The following is a 21,286-nucleotide window of genomic DNA, read 5'->3' on the forward strand; positions in this document are numbered from 1 at the left end:
CTCCGAATCCGCTTGTCTGGAACCCTCGATGAACTACCCGCGCCTGTTGCTCTCCGTCCTGCTGCTGAACGCCACGCTGGCCCAGGCCTCCCCATTCAGGATCGCCGATATCCGCGTCAACGGCCTGCAGCGGGTTTCCGCCGGCAGTGTCTTCGGTGCCTTGCCGCTGAACGTCGGCGACCAGGCCGATGACCGCCGACTGGTGGAGTCGACCCGTTCCCTGTTCAAGACCGGCTTCTTCCAGGACATTCAGCTGAACCGCGATGGCAATGTCCTGATCATCAACGTGGTCGAGCGCCCGTCGGTGTCGAGCATCGAGATCGAAGGCAACAAGGCCATCAGCACCGAAGACCTGATGAAGGGCCTGAAGCAATCGGGCCTGGCCGAAGGCGAGATCTTCCAGCGTGCCACCCTCGAAGGTGTGCGTAACGAGCTGCAGCGCCAGTACGTGGCCCAGGGCCGCTACTCGGCCGAGGTCGACGCCGAGGTGGTGCCGCAGCCGCGCAACCGTGTGGCGCTGAAGATCAAGATCAACGAAGGCACCGTCGCCGCCATCCAGCACATCAACATCGTTGGCAACAACGTGTTCGACGACGAGACCCTGGCGCAGCTGTTCGAGCTGAAGACCACCAACTGGCTGTCGTTCTTCAAGAACGACGACAAGTACGCCCGCGAAAAGCTCTCCGGTGACCTGGAGCGCCTGCGTTCCTACTACCTGGACCGCGGCTACATCAACATGGACATCGCTTCCACCCAGGTGTCCATCACGCCGGACAAGAAACACGTCTACATCACCGTCAACATCAACGAAGGCGAGAAGTACACCGTCCGCGACGTGAAGCTGTCCGGTGACCTGAAGGTGCCGGAAGACCAGGTCAAGTCGCTGCTGCTGGTGCAGCCTGGCCAGGTGTTCTCGCGCAAGGTGATGACCAGCACCTCCGAGCTGATCACCCGCCGCCTGGGCAACGAAGGCTACACCTTCGCCAACGTCAACGGCGTGCCGCAGCCGAACGATGAAGACCACACCGTCGACATCATGTTCGTGGTCGACCCGGGCAAGCGTGCCTACGTCAACCGCATCAACTACCGCGGCAACACCAAGACCGAAGACGAAGTGCTGCGCCGCGAAATGCGCCAGATGGAAGGCGGCTGGGCCTCGACCTACCTGATCGACCAGTCCAAGACCCGCCTGGAGCGCCTGGGTTTCTTCAAGGAAGTGAACGTCGAGACCCCACCGGTGCCGGGCACCGACGACCAGGTCGACGTCAACTACAGCGTTGAGGAGCAGGCTTCCGGCTCGATCACCGCCAGCGTCGGTTTTGCCCAGAGCGCCGGCCTGATCCTCGGTGGTTCGATCAGCCAGAGCAACTTCCTCGGTACCGGTAACAAGGTGTCGATCGGCCTGACCCGTAGCGAGTACCAGACCAAGTACAACTTCGGCTTTACCGACCCCTACTTCACCGCCGATGGCGTCAGTCTGGGCTACAACCTGTTCTACAACAGCACCGACTACAGCGATTACTACGACGATGGCGTTTCCTATTACGCGATCGACAGCTACGGTGCCGGGGTCAGCTTTGGCTACCCGATCAACGAAACCTCGCGCCTGACCTATGGCCTGACCCTGCAGCACGACAATATCTCGCCCGGCACCTATAGCGCCGACGAGATCTACGACTTCATCGCACGCGAGGGCAAGAGCTTCAACAACCTCAAGGCCTCGATCGGCTGGTCGGAGTCGACCCTGAACAAAGGCGTGCTGGCTACCCGCGGCCACTCGCAGAGCCTGACGGTGATGGCCACTACCCCTGGCAGCGACCTGTCGTTCTACAAGCTGGACTACAGCGGCCAGACCTACCTGCCACTAACCAGCAACACCTCGCTGCGCCTGCATACAAGCCTGGGCTACGGCAACGGCTACGGCTCCACCGACGGGCTGCCGTTCTACGAAAGCTACACCGCAGGTGGGCTGGGTTCGGTGCGCGGGTTCAAGGACGGCAGCCTCGGCCCGCGCAATACTCCGGCCACCGGCACCTATGCCAGCGCCGGACAGGCCTATTACTCCGACCGTGACACCGACGTGCTGGGCGGCAACATCCTGATTGCCGGCGGTGCCGAGTACATCTTCCCGTTGCCGTTCGTGAAGGACCAGAGCCAGCTGCGCAGCTCGGTGTTCGTCGATGCCGGCAACGTGTACGCCGATACCTGCTACCTGTCGACCACCCAGGGCTGCGGCAGCGTGGACCTGGCTCAGATGGCCGTGTCGCTGGGCATTGGCTTGACCTGGTACAGCCCAATGGGGCCGCTGAGTTTCAGCCTGGCGGCACCGCTGAAGAAGCCGGATGGGGCAGAACCCCAGATGTTCCAGTTCTCGCTGGGGCAGACCTTCTGATGCCTGACTCAGCGCAAGGCTGCTCCTGCAGCGACCGCACCGAGCTGGCGTTGAGCATTACCCGCTTTTACCTCTGCTTAACCCAAGTTGACAGTGACCTTGCTTAAGCTGGCCAGGACTCGTACCCGCCCAGCAGGACATGCCCATGCCCCCCTTCACACCATGCTTCCCCACTTCACTGCGCCCCGACGAAGTCCCGGTCGCGCTACTCGACCTGGTCCAGCAGCGCTTGGCCGGGCTGCTCGGCCCGCGCTTCAGCGTGGTGCTGGGCGGCAGTGGCAACGGTGCCGGGGTCAGCCACTACCACCTGGCAATCCAGCACAACCAGAGCGGTGTTTCCCTGGAGGACACCGGCGCCGTCGGCACCGGCTTTATCGAGCGCCTGCTGCGCATGGCCACCCAACTCAAGGCCATGCTCGACTCGGCCACGTTCAGCAACATGGGCAGCGACGACCCGCGCCGCCCACTGGTGTGGATCAGCGAGCTGGCCTGCCCGAAGGAAATGATTACAATGCATGCCCCAACCTGAAATATGTTTTTCCCATGAAATCACTGCTTTACGCCGTATCCTTACTGTTTTCCTTCACCCTCCCTGCCCTGGCCAGCCCACCGGCGACCTTCACCGAAGCCAAGGTGGTGGCCAAGCAGAAGGTGTACATGGACCAGGCCAGCAGTGCCATGGGCGACCTGTACTGCGGTTGCAAATGGGCCTGGGTGGGCAAGTCTGGCGGGCGTATTGATGCCTCCTCGTGCGGCTACCAGACCCGCAAGCAGCAGAACCGCGCCGAACGCACCGAATGGGAGCACATCGTGCCGGCCTACACCTTCGGCAACCAGCGCCAGTGCTGGAAGAACGGTGGCCGCGAGCATTGCGTGGATGACGACCCGGTGTTCCGCGCCATGGAGGCCGACCTGTTCAACCTGTACCCGGCAGTGGGTGAGGTAAACGGCGACCGCAGCAATTTCAACTACGGCATGGTTGCTGGCAATGCAGGGCAATATGGGCAGTGCACCACCAAGGTGGACTTCGTGCAGCGTGCTGCCGAACCACGTGACGAAGTGAAAGGGCTGGTCGCCCGCACCACCTTCTACATGTACGACCGTTACAAGCTGAGCATGTCGCGCCAACAGCAACAGTTGCTGATGGCCTGGGACAAACAGCACCCAGTGTCGGCCTGGGAGAAAGAGCGTGACCGGCGCATTGCCGCGATCATGGGGCATGCCAACCCCTTCGTCACCGGGGAACGCAAATGGACCGCCAACTACAAGCCGGTCGGCAGTGGCGTGGTACAAGCGGTGCCGGCGAAGGCCGCCAAGCCTGAGGCCAAGCCGAGCCTGGCCAGTGCCGGGTCGGTGGGGGCTGTGCTTGGCAACCGCAACAGCCATGTCTATCACCTTTCCGTCGGCTGCCCGGGCTATACCCAGGTTACCGCGAAGAACCAGGTCACCTTCGCCACAGAGGGTGAGGCGCAGGCAGCGGGTTATCGCAAGGCGGGCAACTGCCGCTGAGCGCCTTCCTCGGGGCCCGCGCGGCACCTTTGCAATCGAGCGGGCTGCACAGCAGCCCGCAACAATGACCATCCGTCGCCCAGACGGCACCCCACTCCCCGCCCCCAGCCCAACGAATGACAGATCATCCGCAAAGGAGACGTTCCATGATCCGCATTCGCCCACTCTCACTGTGCCTTGCCCTTGCCCTGGCCAGCGTCACTGGCACCAGCTTCGCTGCCACTGACACAGACACCGACAGCCGTCCGCAAACCGACCAGTACGGTGGCAAGACCGCCGGTGAAGACAGCAGCGTCAACAGCCCTGGCAGCAGCAAAGCCAACGACAGCAGCGACACCGGCAGCAACAGCGATGCCGCCGACGGCGCCGCTGGCGGTTCCAACAGCACCGGCGAAGCCACTGGCTCCGGAGCCGGGCACACCGGTGGCACCGCCGAGGACCAGGACAGCCATTGAGGCCGGCCTGGGCTACACTGCGCCGGAACGCCCTGCCAAGGACCCGCCATGAACCTCAAACCCTGGCTGCTCGCCGCCCTGCTGCCGTGCAGCGCCTTGGCCGTTGCTGGCGGCCAGGGCGCGCTGTCGATCAGTTCATCATCGTTCACCGACGGCGGCGTGATCGCCTTGCAACAGGTTGGCCCGGACCCGGCCTGCGGTGCCGGCGAAGAGCGCACCCCGCAACTGAGCTGGGACAACCTCCCCGCAGGGACCCAGTCGCTGGCACTGATCATGTTCGACCCGGATGGCGGCAAGGGCATTGGCGTGGTCCATTGGCTCGCCTACAACATCGACCCGGCCCAGGATGGGCTGAAGGAAGGCGCCGCAGGGGTGACCGGGCAAGGTGTGACCGTGGGGCGCAACTCCCGGGGCACACTCAGCTACCGAGGCCCTTGCCCACCCGCCGGCGACAACCCGCACCACTACGCACTGACGCTGATCGCCACCGACCTGCCATTGGGCACCCTGCCTGAAGGCCTGGACCGCAGCGGCCTGCTGCAACTGCTGCAAGGTCACGCACTCGGCGCGCAGAGCCTTGTCGGGCGCTATGGTCATTGAACCAGGCAGTACAAAAACAATTGATCATCCCCCCAGCATTTATCCATTGAATGGCCCGGCCGAACTGAAGTAAGCTCGGGCTCATTCACTGGAGAGCAACATGCCGAAACACACCCGCAATCACGCCAACCACACCGGTCGCACCCTGCGCCCTGTGCTGGCTGTTGCCGGCTGCGTGGCACCTGCCAGCTATTACTTCGGGTATTGGTTTAGCCACTAGGCGCCGATACCCACACGGCGCCCACCTTCGAGGGGCCGCCGAACATGAGAATACTCAAACCCCCGGTCGGCTCCCCGACCGGGGGTTTTGCTTTTCAGGCCTTTGAACAACACCGATTCACATTGAGGACAGATTCATGAACTACGCCACTTATTACTACGCAAACACCTTCGCCTGGCGATTTAGCCAATCCCGTTCGGGCCAGCCTGCCGCCTCCGTTCGGTCGTCCACAGGTGGCAATGCAGCAGCCAACACGAATTCAACGATCTGTCGAACACCTCGATAGGGCCGACCACGCGGGCCAGAACCCGCCGTCCGCCCAGGGAAAAAAACGCCATGCAAGCTTCCAGCCTCGCCCTGACCCAGTCGCAAGCGGCCAACACCACCGTCAGCCAGCGCCTGCCCAGCCCGCACCTGCTCAAACAGCAAATGCCGCTGTCCAGCGAACTTACCCTGCAAGTCCAGGCCCACCGCCAGGCCATCCGCGACATTCTCGAAGGCCGCGACCAGCGCCTGCTGGTGATCGTTGGCCCGTGCTCGATCCACGACCCGCGCTCGGCCCTGGAATACGCCGACCGCCTGGCCGCGCTCAGCCGCGAAGTCGACGACAAGCTGCTGCTGGTGATGCGCGCCTACGTCGAAAAACCCCGCACCACGATAGGCTGGAAAGGCCTGGCCTACGACCCGCACCTCGATGGCAGCGACGACATGCACGCCGGCATCGCCCTGTCCCGCGGGCTGATGCTGAACATGATCGAACGCGGCCTGCCGGTTGCCACCGAGCTGCTGCAGCCAATGGCCGCCGGCTACTTCGATGACCTTCTGGCCTGGGCCGCGATCGGCGCACGCACCACCGAGTCGCAGATCCACCGCGAAATGGTCAGTGGCCTGGAGTTGCCGGTCGGTTTCAAGAACGGCACCGACGGTGGCATCGCCATCGCCAGCGACGCCATGCGCAGCGCCGCCCACCCGCACCGCCACTTCGGCATGGATGCGCAGGGCTACCCGGCCATCATCGAGACCTTGGGCAACCCGGACACCCACCTGGTGCTGCGCGGCGGCCACAAGGGCCCGAACTTTGATGCCAACAGCATTGCCATGGCCCGCCAGGCGCTGGCCAAGGCCGGGTTGCAGGCGCGGATCATGGTCGATTGCAGCCATGCCAACAGCGGCAAGGACCCGGCGCGCCAGCCGGCGGTTTTCAACGATGTGCTGGAGCAGCGCCTGGCCGGCGACCGTTCGATCGTCGGCGTGATGATCGAAGGGCACTTGTTCGACGGCTGCCAGGCGCTGGGCAAGGGCGCGCTGAAATACGGCGTGTCGATCACCGACGGTTGCCTGGGCTGGGCCTCGACCGAAACCCTGTTGCGCGAGGCGGCACAAAAACTCTAGGTAGCGGGACGCAAGCCTGGCGAGACATACCCCGGACAAGTGCGCTAGGCTTGCCTTTTTTACCCCAAGGAGCAGTACCCATGGCCCGTGCAACCGCCCGCCACATCCTGGTCAGCAGCATCGATAAATGCAACGAACTGAAAGCCCAGATCGAAGCAGGCGCCGACTTCGCTGAAATCGCCAAAGCCAATTCCACCTGCCCGTCCAGCCGCCAGGGCGGTGACCTGGGCTCGTTCGGCCCGGGCCAGATGGTCAAGGAGTTCGACACCGTGGTGTTCAGCGCCCCGGTCAATACCGTGCAAGGCCCGGTGAAGACCCAGTTCGGCTACCACCTGCTGGAAGTGACCAGCCGCCAGGACTAAGTAGCCAGTAGCTGCTCATGTCCCCTGTGGGAGCGGCGGTGCGCCGCTGCGCTTTACCCGCGAATGCGTCCGTTCACGCAACGTCGTTGCCTGATCTGGCGCTTTCGCGGGTGAACCCGCTCCCACAGGCCTTGTGTTACCTTTTTCTGCTTTGTTTTTCCTTCAATAGCCAGGCTGCACCCACCCACGCCCTCACCGTCTACGGCGAAGCCCCCCGCTACAACGCCAGCTTCCAGCATTTCGACTACGTCAACCCCGACGCCCCCAAAGGCGGCATCCTGCGCCGCTCGGCCATCGAGATCGGCCAGTTCGACCATATCCTGCCGTACATCGACAAAGGCATCGGTGTCAGCGAGGTCGATGGCCTGTTGTACGCGCCACTGGCCGTGCGCTCGTTCGATGAACCCTACACCGTCTACGGCCTGATCGCCCGGCGCATGGAGCGCGGCCCGGAGGATGCCTGGATGCGTTTCGAGATCGACCCGCGCGCCACATTCGCCGATGGCAAGCCGGTGCGCGCCGAGGACGTACGCTTCACCTTCGAGCTGCTGATGAGCAAGGGCAGCCTCAAGTACCGCACCCAGTTCGCCGATGTCGCCGCCGTCATCGTGGAAAGCCCGCACAGCGTGCGCTTCGACTTCAAGCCCGACCACGGGCGCACCCTGCCGCTGGACCTCGCCAGCCTGCCGGTACTGCCCGAACACGACTGGCAGCAGCGCGATTTTGCCAACGGTGCTGGCTTCGACAAGCCGGTCGGCAGCGGGCCGTACCGTATCGGGCGCATCGACAACGGCCGCAGCATCACCTTCGAGCGGGACGCCAACTGGTGGGCGCGCGATCTGCCGGTCAGCCGTGGTCGCTACAATTTCGACAAGCTGCGCATCGAGTACTTCGGCGATACCGAAGTGGCGCGGCAGGTGCTCAAAGGCGGCGGCTATGACTACAACCGCGAATTCTCCGCCACCGCCTACACGCTGGGCTACAACGGCGCGCAACTGGACGACGGCCGCCTGCAGCGCGCCCACCTGGGCCCGGCCAAACCGCAGGTGGCCCAGGGCTTCGTGTTCAACCTCGACCGGCCGCAGTTCAAGGACCGTCGCGTGCGCCAGGCGCTGGGCATGCTGTGGGACTACGAGTGGAGCAACCGGCAGATGATGCGCAACATGTACATCCGCCAGCAGAGCGTGTTTTCCAATACCCCGCTGGCTGCACGTCAACTGCCGGATGCCGACGAGTTGAAACTGCTCGAGCCGTTGCGCGGCAAGGTACCGGACGAAGTCTTCAGTACCGTGTTCACCGCCCCGGTCACCGATGGTTCGGGGATAATCCGCAAGCAGCAGCTGCAGGCATTGGCGCTGCTCGAGCAAGCCGGCTGGCGGCCCGAAGGCGACCGCCTGGTGAACAGCCAGGGCACGCCGCTGGCGTTCACCTTCCTCAACGGCCAGGCAGGCATGGAGCGCCTGCTGCTGCCGTGGAAGCGCAACCTGGCTCAGATTGGCGTGACCCTGGAAATCCGTAACGTCGATTCGGCCCAGTACGTCAACCGATTGATGGCACGTGACTACGACATGATCGTCACTGGCTACCCGGTCACCCTGTCGCCTGGTGCCGAACTGTACAACTACTTTGGCTCGGCAGCGGCCCACGACCCTGGGTCGAATAACCTGATGGTGCTGCAGGACCCTGCCGTGGACCGGCTGATCGACGGCCTGGTGCGCGCCGACACCCAGGCCGACATGCTGCATCACGCCCGTGCCCTGGACCGGGTTCTGCAATGGAACTATTACTGGATCCCCAATTACTACCCGCCCGGCAGTTCCACTGCCTGGTGGAACCGCTTCGGCCTGCCCAAGGTTCAGGCTGCCTATGACGAAGGCCTGGACACCTGGTGGGAAGTCAGCCCTACCGCGCTGACCAACGCGCAAATGGCCGAACGCCGGAAATCCTCGCCATGACCACCTACATACTGCCCCGCCTGTTGCTGATCATCCCGACCCTGCTGGCGATCCTGTTGGTCAACTTTGCCATTGTCCAGGCCGCGCCGGGTGGCCCGGTGGAGCAGGCGGTGGCGCGCCTGCAAGGCATCGGCGGCGGCGCCCCCGGTGCCCGGGCCGAGGTGGTGCACGGCGAGTCACGTGCCACCCGTGGCCTGGACCCGAAACTGATCGAGGAGATCAAGCGCCAGTACGGCTTCGACAAGTCCGCCCCCGAGCGCCTGTGGTTGATGCTGGGCCAGTACGCCCGGCTGGACTTCGGCAACAGCTTCTTCCGCGGCGCCAAGGTCACCGACCTGATCCTCGATAAGTTGCCGGTCACCCTGTCGCTGGGCTTCTGGGCCACGCTGATCACCTACCTGGTATCCATCCCGCTGGGCATCCGCAAGGCAGTGCGCCACGGCAGCCGCTTCGATGCCTGGAGCAGTGCACTGATCGTGGTCGGCTATGCCCTGCCCTCGTTCCTGTTTGCCCTGTTGCTGATCGTGCTGTTCGCCGGCGGCACCTCGCTCAGCTGGTTCCCGGTGCGCGGCCTGGTCTCGGACAACTTCGACGAGCTGAGCCTGTTGGGCAAGGTCGCGGACTACTTCTGGCACCTGGTGCTGCCGGTCGGCGCCCTGGTGATCGGCGGCTTCGCCACCCTGACGCTGCTGACCAAGAACGCCTTTCTCGACGAGATTTCCCGGCAATACGTGGTTACTGCCCGCGCCAAGGGCCTGAGCGAGCGTCGGGTGCTGTATGGCCACGTGCTGCGCAATGCCATGCTGCTGGTGGTGGCCGGCTTGCCGCAGGCGTTGATCACGGTATTCTTCGCCGGCTCGTTGCTGATCGAGGTGATCTTCTCGCTCGATGGCCTGGGCCGCATGAGTTACGAGGCGGCCGTGTCGCGCGATTACCCGGTGGTGTTCGGCACGCTGTTCATCTTCACCCTGGCGGGCCTGCTGATCCGCCTGATCGGTGACCTGTCGTACACCCTGCTCGACCCGCGTATCGACTTCGACACGAGGGCCCGCTGATGCTTTCACCGCTTTCGCGTCGTCGCCTGCAACGCTTTCGCCGCAACCGCCTGGGCTGGGTTTCGCTGTGGCTGTTCGCCGCCCTTCTGCTACTGAGCCTGTGTGCCGAGCTGGTGGCTAACGACAAACCGCTGCTGCTGGGCTACAAGGGCGACCTGTACGTGCCAGCGCTCAAGCGCTACACCGAGCAGCAGTTCGGTGGCCAGTTGCCCTTCCAGCCAGACTACCGCAGCGCCTATGTACGCCAGCTGATCGAGCAGCAAGGTGGCTGGATGCTGTTCGCCCCGATCCCGTTCAGCGCCGATACCCCCAACTACGACCTGCAGGTGCCCACGCCCAGCCCACCAAGCGCGAGCAACTGGCTGGGTACCGACGACCAGGGTCGCGACGTGCTGGCCCGAGTGCTGTATGGCACCCGGGTATCCTTGCTGTTCGCCTTCGCCCTGACCGTGGTCAGCGTGCTGATCGGGGTGGCGGCCGGTGCCCTGCAGGGCTACCACGGCGGCTGGGTCGACCTGGTCGGCCAGCGCCTGCTGGAGGTGTGGTCGGGGTTGCCGGTGCTGTACCTGCTGATCATCCTCAGTGGGTTCGTGGAGCCGGACTTCTGGTGGCTGCTGGGGATCATGGCGTTGTTCTCCTGGCTTACCCTGGTCGATGTGGTGCGTGCCGAGTTCCTGCGCGGTCGCAACCTGGAGTACGTGAAGGCCGCAAGGGCGCTGGGGTTGCCAGACAGCCAGGTGATGCTGCGGCACATCCTGCCCAATGCCATGAACGCAACGCTGACCTATGTGCCGTTCATGCTGACCGGGGCGATCACCACCCTGACTGCGCTGGATTTTCTCGGGTTCGGCATGCCGGCCGGGAGTGCTTCGCTGGGAGAGCTGGTGACCCAGGGCAAACAGCACCTGGAGGCGCCGTGGCTGGGCTTTACCGCGTTCTTTGCCCTGGCGGTGATCCTGTCGCTGCTGGTGTTTATCGGGGATGCCTTGCGTGAGGCGTTCGACCCCAGGGGATAAGTTTTCAGGTCTGGCCTCTTCGCGGGTAAACCCGCTCCCGCAGGGTCACCACAAACCTTGAGGACTGTGGGGTACCCGCGAAGAGGCCGGCCCTGCTTTTACAGATTTCAGGATTTCTACCCATGCACGACAGCGACAGCCTCAAGGACTACCCTCAGGTACGGCAACTGGCGATCCGCTCGTTGTTCGAGATCATCGAGCAGTCCAGCGAGGGCACGGTAATCGTCGACCGCCAGGCGCGCATCGTCTGGATGAACGAGCGCTACGCCCGGCGCTTCGGCCTGGCCGACGCGGCCAGTGCCATCGGCCAACCATGCGAGGCAGTAATCCCGGGAAGCCTGATGCGCGAGGTAGTGAGCAATGGCCGGCCAATCCTGCTGGACATGCTCGACACCCCGAACGAGCCGCTGGTGGTCATGCGCCTGCCCATCCACGATGATCAGGGCGCGCTGATCGGCGCCATCGGCTTTGCCCTGTTCGATGAGTTGCGCAGCCTGTCGCCGCTGCTCAAACGCTACTCCAGCATGCAGCAGGAGCTGGCCTCGACCCGCTCGCAGTTGCGCGCCCGCCAGGCCAAGTACAGCTTTGCCCAGTTCGTCGGCAGCAGCGCCGCCAGCCTTGAGGCCAAGCGCCGAGCCCGGCGTGGCGCGAGCAGTGATTCGCCGGTGTTGCTGCTGGGCGAAACAGGCACCGGCAAGGAACTGCTGGCCCATGCCATTCATGCAGCGTCGGCGCGGGCGCACAAGGCGTTTGTCAGCATCAACAGTGCGGCAATCCCCGAGACACTGCTGGAAGCCGAATTCTTCGGTACCGCCCCCGGCGCCTTTACCGGCGCCGATCGCAAGGGCCGCAGCGGCAAGCTGCAATTGGCCGAAGGCGGCACGTTGTTCCTCGACGAGATCGGCGACATGCCGCTGGCCCTGCAGAGCAAGCTGCTGCGGGTGTTGCAGGAGAAGGAGTACGAGCCGGTAGGCTCGAACCAGATGCTGCGCAGTGATGTGCGCATCATTGCCGCCACCTCCATCGACCTGCAGGCCGCCATCGCCCGCGGGGCATTCCGCGCCGACCTGTATTACCGGCTGAATGTGCTGCCGATCGAGGTGCCGCCACTGCGGCAACGGCTGGTGGACCTGCCGGCGCTGTGCGAGGCCATCCTGGGGGAACTGGGCAGCCAGTATGAGCTGGAGGCCGAAGCGCAGCAGCTATTGGCGAGGCATGCATGGCCGGGGAACATTCGCGAGCTGCGCAATGTGCTGGAGCGGGCCACGCTGCTGGCAGATCAGCCGCGGCTGGGGGTGGAGGATCTGCGGGCGGCATTGGGGCCGTTGAGCCCGGTGGCGGGTGAACCTATGCGGCAGACTTACCGTGAGGCCTGTGAGGCATTTGAGCGCGAGCTGATTGCCGGGGCACTGGCCAAACATGGGGGCAATGTGCCGGAAGCTGCGTCGGCGTTAAGACTCGGGCGCTCGACGCTATACAAGAAGATGGTAGCGCTTGGTCTCTGATTGGAGACTTATGTTTCCATTTTGAGATTGCGGCGACGGCTTTGCCCTCGATCGCGATACAAGGCCGCTCTTACAGGAGATCGCGGTGCCCTTGTGGGAGCGGCCTTGTGTCGCGATGGGCCGCAAAGCAGCCCCAAAATCTCAAGACAGAGACAAATATCCAGAAAAAAACAAAATACCGATATAAATCAATGGGTTAAAAACTGGCACGATTCCAGCTATCTCCTGCTCACCGATAAAAACAAGACTCACCCAGGAGACCCACCCAGATGACCGTGCTCATCGCCCTCGCTGCGCTGGCCCTGCTGATGCTGGCTGCCTATCGCGGCTACAGCGTAATCCTCTTCGCCCCAATCGCCGCCCTCGGTGCGGTACTGCTCACCGACCCGTCCGCCGTGGCTCCCGCATTCACCGGGGTGTTCATGGAGAAAATGGTCGGCTTCATCAAGCTTTACTTCCCGGTGTTCCTGCTGGGCGCCGTGTTCGGCAAGCTGATCGAACTGTCCGGCTTCTCGCGTTCGATCGTCGCCGCCGCCATCCGCGTGCTCGGCACCCGCCAGGCGATGCTGGTGATCGTGCTGGTCTGCGCCCTGCTCACCTACGGCGGCGTGTCGTTGTTCGTGGTGGTGTTCGCGGTGTATCCGTTCGCCGCCGAGATGTTCCGCCAGAGCAATATCCCCAAGCGACTGATCCCGGCAACCATTGCCCTGGGTGCGTTCTCGTTCACCATGGATGCCCTGCCCGGCACCCCGCAGATCCAGAACATCATCCCCAGCACCTTCTTCAACACCACCGCCTGGGCCGCGCCCTGGCTGGGCCTGATCGGCACGCTGTTCGTGTTCTGCACCGGCATGGCCTACCTGCAGCGTCAGCGCAACAAGGCCCAGCGCGCCGGTGAAGGCTATGGCAGCGACTTGCGCAACGAACCGGAAACCGCTGCCGACCTGGCGCTGCCCAACCCTTGGCTGGCCCTGTCGCCGTTGCTGCTAGTGGGGGTGATGAACCTGTTGTTCACTCATTGGATCCCGCAGTGGTACGGCACTAGCCACAGCCTGCAACTGCCCGGCATGAGCGCGCCGGTACAAAGCGACGTGGCCAAGCTCACTGCCATCTGGGCGGTGCAGGCGGCGTTGCTGGTGGGCATCCTGATGGTGCTGGTGTGTGCCTTCGGCGCCATCCGCACCCGCCTCGCCGAAGGCACCAAAAGCGCCGTGGGCGGCGCCTTGCTGGCGGCAATGAACACCGCCTCGGAATACGGTTTCGGCGCGGTGATCGCCTCGCTGCCGGGCTTTCTGGTATTGGCCGACGCCCTGCGCGGCATTCCCAACCCACTGGTCAACGAGGCCATCACCGTAACCTTGCTGGCCGGCATCACCGGCTCTGCCTCGGGCGGCATGAGCATCGCGCTGGCGGCCATGGGCGACAGTTTCATCGCCGCCGCCAATGCCGCCAACATCCCCCTCGAAGTGCTGCACCGGGTGGCCGCCATGGCCAGCGGTGGCATGGACACCCTGCCGCACAACGGTGCGGTCATCACCCTGCTGGCCGTGACCGGGCTGACCCACCGTGAGGCCTACAAGGACATTTTCGGTATTACCCTGATCAAGACCCTGGCGGTGTTCGTGGTCATCGCCACGTTCTACGCCACCGGCATCGTCTAAGGAGCTTTGCATGACCCTCAAAGGCAAGACCGCACTCGTCACCGGTTCCACCAGCGGCATCGGCCTGGGCATTGCCCAGGTGCTGGCCCGAGCAGGCGCCAACCTCGTGCTCAACGGCTTCGGCGACCCTGCCCCGGCGCTGGCCGAGCTCGCCCGGCACGGGGTGAAGGCAGTCCATCACCCGGCCGACCTGTCGGACGTGGCCCAGATCGAAGCGCTGTTCGCCCTGGCCGAGCGCGAGTTCGGCGGCGTGGACATACTGGTCAACAACGCCGGCATCCAGCACGTGGCGCCGGTGGAGCAGTTCCCGCTGGAAAGCTGGGACAAGATCATCGCCCTCAACCTGTCGGCCGTGTTCCACGGTACGCGCCTGGCCCTGCCTGGCATGCGAGCGCGCAACTGGGGGCGCATCATCAATATCGCCTCGGTGCATGGCCTGGTCGGCTCCATCGGCAAGGCGGCCTATGTGGCGGCCAAACACGGCGTGGTCGGCCTTACCAAGGTGGTAGGTCTGGAAACCGCCACCAGCAACGTCACCTGCAATGCCATCTGCCCTGGCTGGGTGTTGACCCCGCTGGTGCAGAAGCAGATCGACGATCGTGCTGCCAACGGTGGCGATCCGCTGCAAGCGCAGCACGAACTGCTGGCAGAAAAACAGCCCTCGCTGGCCTTCGTCACCCCCGAACACCTGGGTGAGCTGGTACTATTCCTGTGCAGCGAGGCCGGTAGCCAGGTTCGCGGTGCCGCCTGGAACGTCGATGGTGGCTGGTTGGCCCAGTGACGGGCGGCCTGGGCCTGGCGACGGTCTTGCATTCGTTTATCTGCAAGGAGGCCCTATGCGCCCAACCCCGATGACCGCGATCCTGGCCCTGACCCTGGCTGCCGCCGCACCTGCGATGGCAGCCAGCCTGAAGGACGTCGCGCCCTACCCCGAGGCGGAAAAAGGCTTCACCCGGCAGGTCATCCACCTGCCTGCCCAGGCTGATGAGTCGGCCTACCAACTGGAAATCCTCGCCGGCAAGACCCTGAAGGTGGACTGCAATCGCCAGCGCCTGGGCGGCAGCCTGGAGGAACGTACCCTGGAAGGCTGGGGCTACAGCTACTACCGCCTGGACAAGGTCAGCGGCCCGGCCAGCACGCTGATGGCCTGCCCCGATGGCAAGAAGACCGAGGCCTTTGTGCCCGTGGTCGGTGAAGGCTTCATGCTGCGCTACAACAGCAAGCTGCCGGTGGTGGTGTATGTGCCCAAGGACGTCGAAGTGCGCTACCGCGTCTGGACCGCGTCGCAGGACGTGCAAAAGGCTAAAGTAGAGTAACGCGCAAGCCCCTGCTGCCAGGGGCTTCTTCGCGGGCACGCCCGCTCCCACAGGCTATCACCAGGCTGGACATCTACGCTGTACCTGTGGGAGCGGGCGAGCCCGCGAAGGCGCCCTCGAATCCAAATGATCATCTGGAGGTTCGGCATGAACGATGTGCTCTGGCGCCCCTCCACGGCGCAGATCGAGGCCAGCCGGATGGATGCCTTCCGCCGCCGGGTCAACCTGCGCTACAACCTGCAACTCGACGACTACCAGGCGCTGCACCGCTGGAGCATCGAGCAGCGCCCTGCCTTCTGGCAAACCCTTGCCGACTATTTCCACGTTCACTGGCATACCCCACCGAGCCAGGTGCTCAGCGAAGGGCCGCAGATGCCCGATGCCCAGTGGTTCAGTAACGCCACCCTCAACTTCGCCGAACACCTGCTGCGCCGTCGCGACGACCGCCCGGCCCTGGTCGCCGTGCGCGAGGACGGCCAACGCCAACTGTTCACCCATGCCCAGCTGGCGGCCCAGGTGGCGGGCCTGCAAACAGCCTTCAAGGCCGCCGGTATCGTCCCCGGCGACCGGGTCGCCGCCATCATGCCCAATACCTGGCAGACGCTGGTCGCCATGCTTGCCTGCACCAGCCTCGGTGCGGTGTGGTCCAGCTCTTCGCCGGAGTTTGGCGTCCACGGCATCATCGACCGCTTCGGCCAGATCGAACCCAAGCTGCTGATCGCCTGCGCCGGTTACCAGTACGCCGGCAAAGCTGTCGACCAAGTGGACAAGGTCAACCAGGTGTGCGCGCAACTGCCCGGGCTGGAACGGCTGATAGTGGTACCCCATACCCGCAGCGGGACGCGTGTCGACCAATTCAAGGCCGCCAACGTCAGCTTGTGGGACGAGTTCTATCAGCCCGGCGGCGAGCCGCGCTTTACCCCGCTGCCCTTCGACCACCCGCTGTACATCCTGTATTCCAGCGGCACCACCGGTGTGCCCAAGTGCATCGTCCACCGCGCCGGCGGTGTGTTGTTGCAGCACCTTAAGGAACATGGCCTGCACAACGACCTGAAGGCCGATGACGTACTGTTCTACTACACCACCTGCGGCTGGATGATGTGGAACTGGCTGGCCAGCGGCCTGGCGGTGGGCGCCACGCTGGTACTGTACGACGGCTCACCCTTCCACCCCGGCCCCGAGCGCCTGCTGGACCTGATCGATGCCGAGGGCATCCAGGCCTTCGGCACCAGTGCCAAGTACCTTGCGGCGCTGGAGCAGGCGGGCCTGGAGCCCGCGGCAAGCCACCGCCTGACGCGCTTGCGCCTGCTGTTGTCCACCGGCTCGCCACTGTCGCCACACAGCTACGACTACGTGTACCGCAAGATCAAGGCCGACCTGTGCCTGGCGTCGATGTCCGGCGGCACCGATATCGTCTCCTGTTTCGTGTTGGGCAACCCGACCCTGCCAGTGCGCCGTGGCGAGATCCAGTGCAAGGGCCTGGGCATGGCGGTGGAAGTGTGGAACGAGCATGGCCAACCGGTTCAAGGCGAAAAAGGCGAACTGGTGTGCACGCGCAACTTCCCGTCCATGCCGCTGGGGTTCTGGCAGGATACGGACGGCAGTCGTTACCACGACGCCTACTTCAGCCAGTTTCCGGGGGTGTGGGCCCAGGGCGACTATGCCGAACAGCGTGCCGATGGCGGGCTGGTGATTCATGGCCGCTCCGATGCGGTGCTCAACCCCGGTGGCGTGCGCATTGGCACGGCGGAGATCTACCGCCAGGTAGAAAAGGTCGAGCAGGTGCTGGAAAGCGTGGCAATCGGCCAGGACTGGCAAGGCGATGTACGGGTGGTGCTGTTCGTTCGCCTGCGTGACGGCCTGCAGCTGGATGACGCCCTGCGCCAGCACATCCGCCAGGTGATCCGCCAGTACACCACGCCCCGCCATGTACCGGCGGTGATCGCCCAGGTCGATGACATCCCGCGTACCATCAGCGGCAAGCTGGTGGAGTTGGCGATTCGCAATGTGGTGCATGGTCTGCCGGTGAAGAACACCGATGCCCTGGCCAACCCCGAGGCGCTGGAGCAGTTCCGGGATCGCGAGGAGTTGCGCACCCCGTAATGAAGGTATTCACCGTCATTGTGGGAGCGGCCTTGCGTCGCGAAAGGGCCGCAAAGCGGCCCCAGAAATCTATGCTTCACTGCTGAAATTCCGGGGCTACTTTGCAGCCCTTTCGCGACGCAAGGCCGCCCCCACAATGGCCTCAACCCGACCCGTTAAGGCATAATGCCCACCTTTTTCGCCCCCGAAGCACAGGTACCCCATGAAAGCCCAAGCCCGTCACATCCTGGTCAAGACCGCTGACGAAGCCGAAAAGCTCAAGCAGCGCATCGCCAATGGCGAGGCTTTCGACGTGCTCGCAAAAAAGTTCTCCACCTGCCCTTCGGGCAAGCGTGGCGGCGACCTGGGTGAAATCCGCCCCGGGCAGATGGTCGGTGCCATCGACCAGGTGATCTTCAAGAAGCCCCTGCGCGTGGTGCACGGGCCGATCAAGAGCAAGTTCGGCTATCACCTGGTGCAGACGTTCTACCGCGACTGATAGCCCCGGGCCACCTGACATTTTTGCCAGTTGTCCCCCTACCGTACAAAACATACAACTCAGGCAGTGGCCCCTCATGGAGACCTGCCTATGCGCTGCCCTCGCCTGCTTGTGCCTGCCGTACTCCCTCTGCTCACCTTGCCTTTGCTGTCTCATGCCCAATCCTTGACTGTTGCAGAGGGTGAGAACCTGGGCGCCATCGTCCAGACGCCAGATGCTGATCAGGCCACCATCACCGGCGGCAATGTTGGGTCGTTGCAACAAGGCGAGGGGCAGGACAAGTTCAATATGTCTGGTGGCACGCTAGGGACGCTCAATCAAGGCGGTGCCATGGACGAGTTCGTGATGACCCGTGGAGCCATCACCGATGCTTTCGAAGATGGCGACAATGCCTGGTTCAAAGGCGGCAGCATTCGCCGGATTGACCTCAAGATGGCTGATAACTTCTTTGAAATGTCGCAAAACCTTGGTGTGGAAACCATCGTTGTCGCCAACGTGGTCAGTGGCCTTGGCAAAGACTGGTACGACCTGTTTGGCGGCACCATCGGTGGGGATCTCAGTAGCAGTAGCGGCGACGACGTGATCAATGTCAAAGGCGTCAATCTGAAAGGCGAGATACGTGCCGGCCAGGGCGACGATAAACTCAACTGGACGAGCGGCAAGATCGGCAAGAAAGCAGACATGGGCGCCGACAATGACACGGCCACTGTCAGCACACTCGACTTGAGCAGTTCAACAGTGCTGTTGGACGGCGGTACGGGCACGGATACCCTGACGTTTCAGCAAGCCAAGGTCGGTCAGGGGGCCTTGTATGTCAATTGGGAGTCCATCAACCTGAACCAGGGCAGCCGGCTGACCCTGAACGACAGCTTGGTCCTGGGTGACCTGGGCTCCGATCAGCCACCGATAGCCGCAGCCACGGGGACCGGTACCCTGCAAATTGACGCGACCAGCACACTGATCAGTCACCGCGGCAGCATCGTCAGCATCCAGAATGGCAGCAAGGCATCCGTGGTAAACGCCGGCACCATAGACCTGAGCGGTGGCAACGACGCTCAGGGTCGCCTGACCATCCAGGGCAACTACACCGGCATTAACGGCACCCTGCGCCTTAACAGCGTGCTGGCCGGCGACGGTGCCGCCTCCGACCGCCTGGTGGTCAGCCGTGGTGCGATTGACGGCTCTACCCAGTTGCTCATCAACAACCTCGATGGCGCCGGTGCAACCACCGCGCAGAACGGCATTCAAGTCGTTGAAGCGCGTGACGGCGCGGTCAGCACGGCCACCGCATTTGTCCAGACCCAGACTCTTTCAGCCGGCGCCTACGACTACCGGTTGTTCAAAGGCGGCGTGACTGCTGGCAGTGAAAACAGCTGGTACCTGCGCTCCACCCTGGTTGCGCCACCCGCTCCGGCCCCAGCGCCGGAACCGGGCGAGCCCACACAGCCAACCCAACCGGGCGAGCCAGTGGTGATCGCACCCGCCGCTACTCCGCCTGTCGCCGCCCCGGCCCCCGGCCAGGTCGACCTGCCAGCACCGGTGCAAGGCGAAAGCCTGCCGCTGTATCGCCCGGAAGTTGCGGTGTACGCCGCAGCGCCACGCGGTGCCGCGATCATCGCTCGCCAGGCACTGGGCACGTTCCACCAGCGTCAGGGCGACCAGCAGCTGCTGCAGGGTGACGGCGCCCTGCCCGCCAGTTGGGGCCAGGCCTATGGCGGCGCGTTGCGCCAGCAATGGAGCGGCACGGTCAACCCGAGCCTGGATGGCGACCTGTACGGCTTCAAGGTGGGCCAGGACCTGTACGCCAAGGTTGGCGACAGTGGTTATCGCCAGCATGTCGGTATCTACGTCAGCCATAGCCGCCTGGACGCCGACGTCAAAGGCTTCGCCCTCGCCGTGCAGAACCGCAGCGTCGGTGACCTGGAGCTTGATGGCGACAGCGTCGGCGCCTACTGGACGCTGGTCGGACCGCAAGGCGGCTACCTCGACGCCGTGCTGCAATACACCAACCTGGATGGCCGGGCGCGTTCGGACCGGGGTGACAAATTGAACATCGACGGCCACGCCTGGACCGCCTCGCTGGAGTCCGGCTATCCCATCGCCCTGTCCGACCGCTGGGTACTGGAGCCGCAGGCTCAGTTGATCGCGCAAAAAGTCTCGCTCGACAGCGCCAGCGATAGCGCCTCGCATATCAGCCACGACGCCCAGGTCGAGCTGACCGGCCGGTTGGGGGTTCGGCTCGAGGGGGCCTTCAAAGGCAGCAGCGGCCGCCTGTTGCAACCCTATGCGCAAGTCAACCTGTGGCACGGCGACGGTGGCCGCGATACCTTGACCTTCGATGGCGTCGACAAGATCAAGACCGATTACCGCTATACCTCGGTGCAACTTGAAAGCGGCGTGGTAGCGCAGGTGAACGAAGCACTGAGCCTGCATGGCGGTGTGCAGTACACCGCCAACCTGGACGCCCGCCAGCAGGAAGCCAGCGGCGTGAACCTGGGCCTGCGCTGGCAGTTCTAGCGCCGCGCAGCCAGCAGCCCGAGGCCGGCGCAGCCCAGCAATGAGGCGCTGACCCGGTTGAACAGCCGGCGTGGGCCGGGCTGGCTGAACCAGCGCTGCAGGTACGCCCCCAGGCCGGCGTAGATGGCGATGGCGGCCCATTCCAGCAACAGGAACAGCACACCCAGCCAGAGGAACTGCTCGCTCACCGGGGTGGCGCTGCCCACCGAGACGAACTGCGGCAGGAAGGCGGTGAAAATCAGGATTGCCTTCGGGTTGCCAGCAGCTACCCAGAACTCCTGTCGCGCCAGGCGCCAGGTGCCGCGCGGGTGATCGCTTGCCACCATCGCCTCGCCCACCGGCGCCCGCCACAGTTGCCAGGCGATATAGAACAGGTACGCTGCCCCCACCACCTTGATGGCCAGGAACAGGTATTCGCTGGTGTGCAGCACCACTGCCAGGCCCATGGCCGCCAGGGCGATCATGCCGCTGAAGGCGACGATGCGCCCGCCACCGGCCACGCATGCCGTACGCAGGCCGTAACGGCTGGCATTGTGCAGCGACAGCAGGTTGTTCGGCCCTGGCGCCATGTTCAGGGCGAAGCACGCAGGAATGAAAAGCAGCAGGCTTGAAAGGTCCATTATTGTTTTCCTTTGGCAACAGGCGTCTATTTCGGCGGTCAGCGGGCCTTGTGGTCAAGTTACAGCCAGCGGAAAAAACTGTATGGGTGCGTGGCGCCTGATAAGCTGCCGCGTATACCGAGGACCCTGC

Annotated in this window: 18 protein-coding genes; 17 read left to right on the forward strand and 1 reads right to left on the reverse strand. The window is 64.0% G+C overall.

Features of this window, described 5'->3' with window-relative positions:
- Positions 1 to 28: 28 nt before the first annotated feature.
- The 17 genes from bamA to IRZ77_RS02790 all read left to right on the forward strand — a co-directional run bounded on the left by bamA (position 29) and on the right by IRZ77_RS02790 (position 20,536).
- Entirely contained in the window at positions 29 to 2,392 is a 2,364-nt protein-coding gene (gene bamA / locus IRZ77_RS02710) for an outer membrane protein assembly factor BamA (protein WP_196172804.1), read from the forward strand.
- Between the two features lie 145 nt (positions 2,393 to 2,537).
- Entirely contained in the window at positions 2,538 to 2,921 is a 384-nt protein-coding gene (locus tag IRZ77_RS02715) for a hypothetical protein (protein ID WP_108480965.1), read from the forward strand.
- A 14-nt stretch (positions 2,922 to 2,935) separates the two neighbouring features.
- Positions 2,936 to 3,901, forward strand: coding sequence for an endonuclease (locus tag IRZ77_RS02720; protein ID WP_108480964.1), 966 nt, complete (start codon positions 2,936 to 2,938; stop codon positions 3,899 to 3,901).
- Between the two features lie 146 nt (positions 3,902 to 4,047).
- A complete protein-coding gene (locus IRZ77_RS02725) occupies positions 4,048 to 4,356 on the forward strand; it encodes a hypothetical protein (protein WP_137164031.1) in 309 nt (102 codons plus the stop codon).
- Between the two features lie 48 nt (positions 4,357 to 4,404).
- The gene (locus tag IRZ77_RS02730) at positions 4,405 to 4,956 is read left to right on the forward strand and encodes a YbhB/YbcL family Raf kinase inhibitor-like protein (RefSeq protein WP_108480967.1); all 552 of its coding nucleotides are present in this window, start codon (positions 4,405 to 4,407) and stop codon (positions 4,954 to 4,956) included.
- Between the two features lie 556 nt (positions 4,957 to 5,512).
- A complete protein-coding gene (locus IRZ77_RS02735; protein WP_108480968.1) occupies positions 5,513 to 6,568 on the forward strand; it encodes a 3-deoxy-7-phosphoheptulonate synthase in 1,056 nt (351 codons plus the stop codon).
- Positions 6,569 to 6,648: 80 nt separating this feature from the next.
- The gene (locus IRZ77_RS02740; protein WP_016715592.1) at positions 6,649 to 6,930 is read left to right on the forward strand and encodes a peptidylprolyl isomerase; all 282 of its coding nucleotides are present in this window, start codon (positions 6,649 to 6,651) and stop codon (positions 6,928 to 6,930) included.
- Between the two features lie 11 nt (positions 6,931 to 6,941).
- Positions 6,942 to 8,885: an extracellular solute-binding protein gene (locus IRZ77_RS02745; protein ID WP_375136302.1), complete on the forward strand. Its 1,944-nt coding sequence runs from the start codon at positions 6,942 to 6,944 to the stop codon at positions 8,883 to 8,885.
- Positions 8,882 to 9,940 (forward strand): microcin C ABC transporter permease YejB, encoded by a 1,059-nt coding sequence (locus tag IRZ77_RS02750; protein ID WP_196172806.1) that lies wholly within the window; start codon positions 8,882 to 8,884, stop codon positions 9,938 to 9,940. Before IRZ77_RS02745 ends, IRZ77_RS02750 begins: the two co-directional genes overlap by 4 nt.
- Complete coding sequence (locus IRZ77_RS02755) at positions 9,940 to 10,956, forward strand: ABC transporter permease (protein ID WP_108480969.1); 1,017 nt, start codon at positions 9,940 to 9,942, stop codon at positions 10,954 to 10,956. Before IRZ77_RS02750 ends, IRZ77_RS02755 begins: the two co-directional genes overlap by 1 nt.
- Before the next feature lie 122 nt (positions 10,957 to 11,078).
- On the forward strand, positions 11,079 to 12,461 hold the full coding sequence (locus IRZ77_RS02760; RefSeq protein WP_108480970.1) for a sigma-54 interaction domain-containing protein: 1,383 nt from the start codon (positions 11,079 to 11,081) through the stop codon (positions 12,459 to 12,461).
- A gap of 269 nt (positions 12,462 to 12,730) precedes the next feature.
- Entirely contained in the window at positions 12,731 to 14,122 is a 1,392-nt protein-coding gene (locus IRZ77_RS02765) for a GntP family permease (RefSeq protein ID WP_046616676.1), read from the forward strand.
- A 10-nt stretch (positions 14,123 to 14,132) separates the two neighbouring features.
- Positions 14,133 to 14,903: a 3-hydroxybutyrate dehydrogenase gene (hbdH, locus tag IRZ77_RS02770; RefSeq protein ID WP_135001906.1), complete on the forward strand. Its 771-nt coding sequence runs from the start codon at positions 14,133 to 14,135 to the stop codon at positions 14,901 to 14,903.
- Positions 14,904 to 14,958: 55 nt separating this feature from the next.
- The gene (eco, locus tag IRZ77_RS02775) at positions 14,959 to 15,438 is read left to right on the forward strand and encodes a serine protease inhibitor ecotin (RefSeq protein WP_015270251.1); all 480 of its coding nucleotides are present in this window, start codon (positions 14,959 to 14,961) and stop codon (positions 15,436 to 15,438) included.
- 147 nt (positions 15,439 to 15,585) lie between these two features.
- Complete coding sequence (locus IRZ77_RS02780; protein ID WP_085598997.1) at positions 15,586 to 17,541, forward strand: acetoacetate--CoA ligase; 1,956 nt, start codon at positions 15,586 to 15,588, stop codon at positions 17,539 to 17,541.
- Between the two features lie 202 nt (positions 17,542 to 17,743).
- Positions 17,744 to 18,019 carry a peptidylprolyl isomerase gene (locus tag IRZ77_RS02785; RefSeq protein WP_013972552.1) on the forward strand — a complete coding sequence of 92 codons (276 nt, stop codon included), beginning with the start codon at positions 17,744 to 17,746 and terminating at the stop codon, positions 18,017 to 18,019.
- A gap of 90 nt (positions 18,020 to 18,109) precedes the next feature.
- Positions 18,110 to 20,536, forward strand: coding sequence for an autotransporter family protein (locus tag IRZ77_RS02790; RefSeq protein WP_108480972.1), 2,427 nt, complete (start codon positions 18,110 to 18,112; stop codon positions 20,534 to 20,536).
- Here the strand turns inward: IRZ77_RS02790 and IRZ77_RS02795 are convergent.
- On the reverse strand, positions 20,533 to 21,156 hold the full coding sequence (locus tag IRZ77_RS02795; protein WP_108480973.1) for a LysE family translocator: 624 nt from the start codon (positions 21,154 to 21,156) through the stop codon (positions 20,533 to 20,535). The genes IRZ77_RS02790 and IRZ77_RS02795 overlap by 4 nt on opposite strands.
- Positions 21,157 to 21,286: the final 130 nt, after the last annotated feature.

It is taken from the genome of Pseudomonas pudica, from assembly GCF_015680405.1.
Lineage (GTDB): Bacteria > Pseudomonadota > Gammaproteobacteria > Pseudomonadales > Pseudomonadaceae > Aquipseudomonas > Aquipseudomonas pudica.